This is a genomic window from Flavobacterium hydatis, from assembly GCF_000737695.1.
GTDB lineage: Bacteria > Bacteroidota > Bacteroidia > Flavobacteriales > Flavobacteriaceae > Flavobacterium > Flavobacterium hydatis.
The window spans coordinates 127822-134662 of sequence record NZ_JPRM01000014.1 but is presented as its reverse complement, the minus strand read 5'-3'; the positions used below and the strand labels follow the sequence as shown (position 1 = coordinate 134662).

The 6841-nt window shown below is 31.6% G+C and carries 7 protein-coding genes; 5 read left to right on the top strand and 2 right to left on the bottom strand.

Going from position 1 to position 6841, the window contains the following annotated elements; translation table 11 throughout:
- Positions 1-136: 136 nt before the first annotated feature.
- From IW20_RS10400 to IW20_RS10380, 5 genes are all read left to right on the top strand, one after another.
- Positions 137-496, top strand: a complete 360-nt coding sequence (locus IW20_RS10400) for a BlaI/MecI/CopY family transcriptional regulator (RefSeq protein ID WP_035621639.1) — start codon at positions 137-139, stop codon at positions 494-496.
- Positions 497-502: 6 nt separating this feature from the next.
- Positions 503-2176: a M56 family metallopeptidase gene (locus IW20_RS10395; RefSeq protein WP_035621636.1), complete on the top strand. Its 1674-nt coding sequence runs from the start codon at positions 503-505 to the stop codon at positions 2174-2176.
- 68 nt (positions 2177-2244) lie between these two features.
- Complete coding sequence (locus IW20_RS10390; RefSeq protein ID WP_035621634.1) at positions 2245-3693, top strand: serine hydrolase domain-containing protein; 1449 nt, start codon at positions 2245-2247, stop codon at positions 3691-3693.
- A gap of 89 nt (positions 3694-3782) precedes the next feature.
- On the top strand, positions 3783-3923 hold the full coding sequence (locus IW20_RS10385; RefSeq protein WP_035621632.1) for a hypothetical protein: 141 nt from the start codon (positions 3783-3785) through the stop codon (positions 3921-3923).
- A 194-nt stretch (positions 3924-4117) separates the two neighbouring features.
- Positions 4118-4552 carry a RidA family protein gene (locus IW20_RS10380; protein WP_035621630.1) on the top strand — a complete coding sequence of 145 codons (435 nt, stop codon included), beginning with the start codon at positions 4118-4120 and terminating at the stop codon, positions 4550-4552.
- Between the two features lie 138 nt (positions 4553-4690).
- Here the strand turns inward: IW20_RS10380 and IW20_RS10375 are convergent, their stop codons facing one another.
- Together IW20_RS10375 and IW20_RS10370 are read right to left on the bottom strand one after the other, a co-directional pair.
- On the bottom strand, positions 4691-5245 hold the full coding sequence (locus tag IW20_RS10375; protein ID WP_035621627.1) for a fasciclin domain-containing protein: 555 nt from the start codon (positions 5243-5245) through the stop codon (positions 4691-4693).
- Between the two features lie 184 nt (positions 5246-5429).
- A complete protein-coding gene (locus IW20_RS10370) occupies positions 5430-6839 on the bottom strand; it encodes an efflux transporter outer membrane subunit (protein ID WP_051885693.1) in 1410 nt (469 codons plus the stop codon).
- Positions 6840-6841: the final 2 nt, after the last annotated feature.

Here is a 6841-nt window from a genome sequence, read left to right as displayed (position 1 = left end):
ACAATATCTTAAAACAGAAATACGTTTCTAATTAAATCTCTGTAATTTATTAATAACTAAAAAATTAGTTAAATAACTAAATTTATAGTTGTGTAACTATAAAATTAGTTGTAAGTTTGAATTAAAATTAGAAAACATGCAAAAGTTAACCAACAAAGAAGAAGAGATAATGCACATTTTATGGAAGTTGAACAAAGCTTTTGTAAAAGAAATCCAAGCAGAAATTACGGAGGATCAGCCGCATTACAATACCTTATCGACCATTGTGAGAAACTTGGAAGAAAAAGGTTTTGTGGCACACACTCCTTTTGGGAACACACACCAATATTATCCTGTAGTAACTCTAAAAGAATATAGCAAACGTTTTATGAGTACAGCAATTGATAATTATTTTAATAGTTCGTATAAGAATATGGTTTCCTTTTTTGCCAAAGAAGAAAAAATTTCGGCAGATGAGTTACGCGAAATCTTAGACATGATAGAAAACAAAAAATAATAATTTATGGAGGCAATCTTTATCTATATTCTTAAAACTAGCGGACTAATCACCTTGTTTTATTTGGCGTACTACTTTTTATTGCGAAAAGAAACTTTTTTTAATAGCAATAGATGGTTTTTACTATCGGGATTAATCACATCGATCGTATTGCCTTTTGTAGTTTATACCAAGATAATTTGCGTTGCTCCCACTCCCACCAACTTTGCAGCTCCAGTAAATACCACAATTAAAACAATTCCTGTAGAGGAGAGTTGGCTTGACACACATTTAAACCTGTGTCTTATTATATTATATGTTTCAATCATCACTGTATTATTATTAAAATTTGCCTTCGACTTTTATAGTCTAAAAAGGGTTATTAAAGGAAAAACTGTTCAAAACCAAGCTGATTTTAAGTTTGTGGATGTTTCTGAGAATATTGCTCCGTTTTCTTTCTTCAGTTATATTGTGTACAACTCATCACTGTACAATACGAGCGAATTGGAGAATATCTTGGAACATGAAAAAATTCATAGCGAACAAAATCATACCACAGACGTATTAATGGCAAGGATTTTCTGTATTGCATTTTGGTTTAATCCAATCGTTTGGCTATACAAGAAAGCTATTATGCAAAACTTAGAATTTATTGCCGACGCTGAAGCTTTGAAAAGAATTACAGACAAAAAAGCGTATCAATACACGCTTTTAAAAATCACAACACATGAAAATTGTGTTGCAATCACCAATCACTTTTATCAATCATTAATCAAAAAACGAATCGTCATGTTAAACAAAAATCAATCAAAAAAGAAAAATTACTGGAAGTACGCTTTAGTTCTTCCGCTATTGGGAGCATTTGTATTCTTTTTTCAAGTAAAACTTATTGCACAAGAAAAGGATCAAAAAGAGGTAAAAGAAACTACTTCTATGAATACAAAATCGGATCCGAAAGATGTATCTGTATACAAAATTAAAAAGAATACAACGGATAAAGAGTTAAATGAAATTGTACAAAAATTAAAAACAAATCATGAGGTAATCATTGCATTTAGTGCAATAACAAGAAATTCTGCTAATGAATTAACTGGAATAAGAGTTGACATAAGAAGAAAAAACGGGAAATCTCAAATAATGCAAACTAGTGGTAATGAAGCCATAAAACCTTTTGGTGTTATTATAATAAAAAACCAAGATGGTACCGAAACTATTAATTTACAAACTGGTGAAAAAACTCATCAACCTGTAACTATGAGCGAAGGACCAGATGGAGCTGACGATTATTATAACGACGAAAATCTTCCTATTCCTCCTACTCCTCCAACTCCACCTTCATTTCCAGAAGGAGCGATGCCTGTTGCTAATGTAGATATGTCTAAAATGCCAAAACCTCCTGTACATCCAAAAGATGTAAATGATGAGAAGGCAATGAAAAAATTCAATAAAGAAATGGCTGAATTTAATAAAAAGATGGAAGCTTTTGAACCAGACATGTCTGCTTACGAAAAAGAAGTTGAAGCTGTAATGGCAAAGCGTGAAGCTATTTTTGAAAAAGAAATGGCCAAATTTAACATTGATATGGAGAAATTTAACCAGGAAATGGAAAAATTCAATCAAGACATGAAAAAACATGAAATTGATATGAAAAAACATGAGAAGGAAATGAAGGCATTTGAGAAAGAAAACAAATCAAAATAAGAAAAGAAATTTTTCTAATCTGTTATACAAAATCATAAAAATACGTGCGTCATACCTCAATTGTTATTATGAAAGAAACATTTTTAATTTCAATATTTCTACTCATTTTCAACATCTGTTTTGGTCAGAAAACAGATAGTAATCAAAAGGAAATAAAACAAAAAATCGATAACTATATTAATGAAGTAATCGAGATAAATGAAATTCCGGGAGTGGCACTAGCAGTTATTAAAGACGGAAAAGTTATCTATGAGAAATACTATGGAAAAGCTTCTTTTGAGGATAATAAATCTGTAGATAAAAATACCGCTTTTAAGATTTTCTCTACAACAAAGTTGATAACAAATGTTGGAGTTTTTCAACTTATAGAAAAAGGAAAATTATCTCTGGAAGATCCTATCTCTAAATACCTTAACAATCTCCCAAAAGAATGGCAAGGTATAAAAGTAAAAAATCTGTTAACGCATTCCTCTGGTTTACCAAACATCGTAGCGTTTGAAGATATTCCTGTCTCTTTACCTTATGATGAAAAAATCGCAATACTATCAAAAAAACCGATGGAGTTTGCAACTGGAAGTCAATACAATTATAATCAAACTAATTATTTTTTTCTTGCCAAGATTATAGAGAAAATCACTGGTTTAACTTTTGAAGAATACATTCTACAAAATCAATTTCCTGAGGTAAAATCAGGCGTTTATTTTTCAGCAGACTTTGGCAAATCCGTTCCGAATAGTGCGTTTAGGTATAACTATAATGCAAAAACCAAAAAGTATGCAAAAAATACCTTAAACAGTGGTTCGGATGGTCATTCTGCAAATGGTTTAAATATTACGTTACCCGAATTTATTAAATGGAATGAAAATTTGGATAAAGATACTTTCTTGAAAAAGGAAACAAAATATTCGATGTGGGAACCTTTTCAATACACTAATAGTAAAGAAGCTTTCGGATATGGTTGGGACTTTTACCCTGTAAATAAAGTCATTTCGTATGGTTTTACAGGAGGAAATGAAACTGCTTTCAGGAAGTTTGTTAAAAACGATTTAACCATCATATTTTTATCAAACGGTCATAAATATGACAATTTATATGTACAATCTCAAGTAGTAAATCATGTAGCGGGAATTGTAGATAAAACCCTAGTAGATGATTACTTACTGGCTGACGAAAAGATTACACAAGATTTTTTAAAATTAAGCTTTACAAAAGCAGAACAAAATTATCTTACCCAGAAAAAAAGTCATCCTGAATGGAAGTTTGAAGACAGGTTAAATGTTATTGGCTACACATTGATGAATTACGGAAGAATAAAAGACGCCATAAAAGTATTTGAACTAAATACAAAGGAGAATCCTAAATCAGGAAATGCATTTGATAGTCTTGCCGAAAGTTACTTTAATAATGGTCAATTTGAAACCTCTAAACAGGCTTATCAAAAAGCGCTGGCACTTTCGCCAGAAAACGCAAATGCCAAAGAAATGCTAACTAAAATAGACAAACTACTTGCAAAATAGTATTTAAAAACTTGTTTAAAATTCAATGAAAAAAGGCTTTGTAACACTACAAAGTCTTTTTTTATATCTTTGAAAAAAATCCTACTCTTATGTATAAAATTCTAGCTCAGATAAACAAATTGATTTTACCCAGTTTTACCAAGCAAGGACTTGATATTACAAAAGCAAAAAAATGGCAAATGGCGTTAATTGGTTACCGCTACTTTGTAACAAAACGTGCTTTAGATTAAATCTATACATTTCTATAAAAAACAAAAAAAGTTCTGTACAACCTACAGGACTTTTTTTTTGATTAAATGTGAAACACAAAATCATAAGTCACTAAAAATCTAACAAATATGTAAGTTTTATGTTTTTTAAAAATTTTGAATATTTGTATGTTCGTAGAACTATTTCACACATACCTCATCAAAATTAAACCAACATGAAATACATTATCTTACTTCCATTTATATTGATTTTTAGTAGCGCTTTTTCACAAGAAAAACAGATTAAGAAAGAAAAATGGCATTGGAATAACAAAGTAAAACAAGATACAGTTATTGGTTATTGTCAAGTTTTAAAGGTTGAGAATGTTCTTTATATTTCTGGTGCTGTAACAACTGATATTACTCCTGAAGGGATTGCAGCTGTTTATAATGATTTAAAGGCTTCTTTAGCTAGTTTTGGAGCAACGTTTGAAAATGTAGTAAAAGAAAATCTATATACAACTGATATTGAAGAAATGAAAAAATTAAATTATGTCAGAAAAAAATATTACAATAAAGATTTTCCTGCTGCTACATGGATTCAAATACAAAGATTATATATGCCTGAAGCAAAATTAGAAATTGAATTAATTGCACATCTACCAAAATAACCAACAAGAGATACTTCTTTGTAAATGTTTTACCTAGCACTGCACTTTGTTTGAGGCAAAATATACACACTAAAAAACACAAAAAAAGTCCTGTACAACATACAGGACTTTTTTTTGATTATTGGGACAATCAGGGCTTTATTTTTTTGGTAATAATACCGTATTAATTACGTGAATTACACCATTAGATTGGTTTACGTCTGCAATGGTAACTTTGGCTTTGTTTCCGCTTTCGTCACTTATATACAAATCTTTTCCTTTCATCCAAGCTGTTAGAGTTCCACCACTTACTGTTTTAAGCATTGCTTTTCCACCACCTGCTTTTATTGCTTTAGCAATATCTGATGCATTCATTTTTCCTGCCACAACATGGTAAGTTAAAATATTTTGCAACATTTTGATATTTTCTGGTTTCAATAATGATTCAACAGTTCCTTTTGGTAATTTGTTAAATGCTTCATTTGTTGGGGCAAAAACAGTGAATGGTCCTTTACCTTCTAAAGTCTCTACCAAACCTGCCGCTTTAACTGCTGCTACTAATGTTGTGTGGTCTTTTGAGTTTACCGCATTTTCGATAATATTTTTGTTTGGATACATTGCTGCTCCTCCAACCATAACTGATTTTTGAGCGAAAGAAGTTGCTCCAAATACTAATGCAAAAAATGCTGCTGCTAAAATGTTTTTCGTTTTCATGATTTTATTTTTTAGTTATAAAAGCATTTACGCTATTATCCCAACTTTGGTTTTTAATATCTATGAAATTTGAACAAATAAAACTTAAAACACACCGCAGCCCTTACAAAACAAGGAAAATAAAAAACCATCATCTGCATAAATTATTATAAAGATGATGGTTTATTTGTTCCTTAACAACTATCTATTGCACTCCGCCTCCTAAAGCACGATATAAATTTATAGCAGCATTTAGCTTTTCTAATTTTATAGCAACAACATCTAAGTCATTTTGCAATGCGCCATTTTGAGCAACAATAACATCTAGATAAGTTACCATACCACTTTTGTATAATAATGTCGCATCAAAAGTTGCTTTATCTAAAGAAACTGCTTTTTCGGTTGCAAGTCCCATACGCTCATCTGCATATTTTAATTGAGACATGGCATCATTAACTTCTCCAACGGCAGTTATATAAGATTGCTTAAACTGAATAACTGCTTTTTCTTGTTCTATAATCGCAATTTCATAAGCAGTTCTTAATTCACGTTTTCTAAATATTGGCTGTGCCAAATTTGCAGCTAAAGTTTTGGTTACTGAACCAGGGAAATTAAACCAAGTATCAAACTCAAATGAATTAATTCCTATTGATGGTCTCAAACTCAGTGCCGGATACATCGTTGCTTTTGCCAATCCTGTTTTAGCATTTGCAGACATAACAGCATATTCAGCAGCTTTTACATCTGGCCTTCGGCTTAAAAGCGATGCCGGAATCCCTGAAGGTAAAACAACATCAAAGTCTGCTACTTCCAGATTTCCTGATCGTAATATGCTATCCGGATATTCTCCACATAAAATTTGTAGTGCGTTTTCCTGAACTGCAATATTCGCTTTCGCTAAAGGAACCAATAATTCGGCTGTTTTTTTCTGAGCTTCTGTCTGATAAAGCGCTAAGGAACTAATTGCTCCCGAATTATATTGCAGCTTCATCATCTTTAGAGTATTATCACTTAACTCAATATTTTTCTGTGCAATTTTAAGTTGCTCATCCAATCCTAAAAGATTGTAATAGGACTGTGCAACCTGAACAATAATTCTGGTTTTTAAAGCCGAAAGATTCTCTTTTTGAGCAAAATAACTAGCTTTGGCTTCTCTTTTTTGCATAGTTGCTTTTCCCCATATATCTGCTTCCCAAGACAACTGAATGTTTGCACTATAATCGTCCATATAATCCTTACTGGTAAACTGTGCGCTTAAAGAACCATTAAGCGAGTTTTTAGACTGATAACTACGGCTCGCATTTGCATCAAAATCCAGCGTTGGCAATAGTGATAACTTTGCTTGTTTATACGTAAGATCCAACTGCTCCATGCTTTTTATGGCGATAAGCACCTCGTTATTTTTAACGAGGGCTTTTTCTATCAAATCAACCAACAATGGATCTTTATAGTAATTTTTCCAAGGATGCAAAATAGTATCTCCTGTTAATACTACCTCTTCCCGATATTTTTCGGGAACATTTAATTCTGTGCGAGAATATTTTTTCCCTACTACACAGGATGTTAGCAAAACACCTGCGAATAAAGAAATCCCAATTTTATATAGTACTCTCATTA